Origin of the sequence: Thermocrinis sp. (genome assembly GCF_036781485.1) — a bacterium.
Taxonomy (GTDB): Bacteria; Aquificota; Aquificia; order Aquificales; family Aquificaceae; genus Thermocrinis.
On record NZ_DAIQAX010000006.1, the window covers coordinates 35,547 to 36,975 of the forward strand.

Below are 1,429 nucleotides of genomic sequence, written 5' to 3' on the forward strand. Positions count from 1 at the left end.
AAAGTTTAAAAGCTAAATCTTCTTCCCCCAAGTCTTTTATTTCTTTGCCACCGGTTAGCCCTTTGATGCCGGACTTTCTGTAAAGCAAATCCTCCAATTCTTCCACGTTTAAGCCCATTCTTAAAAGGTGTAGGATGATGCCCGGGTCTAAGTTTCCCGATCTTGTATTCATTATCAAACCTTCCAAAGGCGTCATTCCCATTGAGGTATCTATGGGTTTTCCCTCTTTGATGGCGCATACGCTCGCACCACTTCCCAAATGTAGTATTATGGCGTTCACTTCCTCAACGGGCTTTCCCAAAAGCTCCGCAGACTTTCTCAAAAGGTAAGAGTAAGATATGCCGTGAAAGCCATACCTCTTTATACCGGATTTGTAGAATTGGTAAGGTATGGCATAGATCCTTGAGTGGTCTGGAAGAGTTTTAAAAAAGCTTGTGTCAAAAACTGCATACTGAGGCAGTTCGGCAAAGTGTTCTCTGAAAAACTTTATTGCCTTCAGAGAAAGGTAGTTATGAAGTGGGCTCAGGTACAAAAGCTCTTCTAAGATATTTATGGTCTGCTCATCTATCTTAAGTGGAGAGTCAAGGTCCATACCATCTTTGTCTTTTAGCTTATCTACCCTTTGCACTACGTCTATTGCTATGCTAAATCGGTCTATCTGATTGAGAATTGCCAGCTGTAAAGGCGTGGTGATCCCGCCTCTGCCTTTCAAAAAGGGAGTCAGATAATTTACGTCTATGCCTATCTTTCTGTTTTCTCTGTATCCTCTGACGTGGAGGTTCTTGTGGTTGGTTCTACGGTAAGTGAGCCTGTGTATAAGCCACGGATAGCCATGAAAGTTAAATATTATGGGCTTGTCTTTGGTAAAGTAAGCATCAAATTCTCTGTCTGTTAGGCCGTCTGGATGTTCCTGATTGGGTGCAAGACAGAAAAGATTTACCACGTTTACGAACCTTATGGGAAGGTCCGGGAAGTGTTCTTTTAGTATTTTTACCGCTTGAATTGCCTCCTTGGTTGGAATATCCCCGCAACTTGCCACCACTACCTCCGGTTCTTTTTCCGGAAGGTTGCTTGCAAAGTCCCAAATACCCAAACCCTTACTGACGTGCTTCATAGCTTCTTCTATGGTAAGGTATTGGGGATGTTTTTGTTTGTCGCACACTATTATGTTTATCCTGTTTGTGCTCTGCAAACATTGCCACACTATACACAATAAACTGTTGGCATCGGGTGGGAAATAAACCCTAACCACGTTTGGCCACTTGTCTACTATTGCATTAATAAAGCCTGGGTCTTGGTGAGTAAAGCCGTTGTGATCCTGTCTCCAAACCACAGAGGTCAAAAGAAGATTAAGAGACGATATGGGCATTCTCCAGGGAACATCGGAGGATATGTCTAGCCACTTTCCAAACTGATTTACCATAGAGGA

General features: G+C 42.9%; 1 pseudogene. It reads right to left on the bottom strand.

The features are described 5' to 3' along the window. Positions 1 to 1,429 (bottom strand): annotated as a pseudogene (locus tag V7P40_RS04630) (hypothetical protein); the annotation flags it as partial.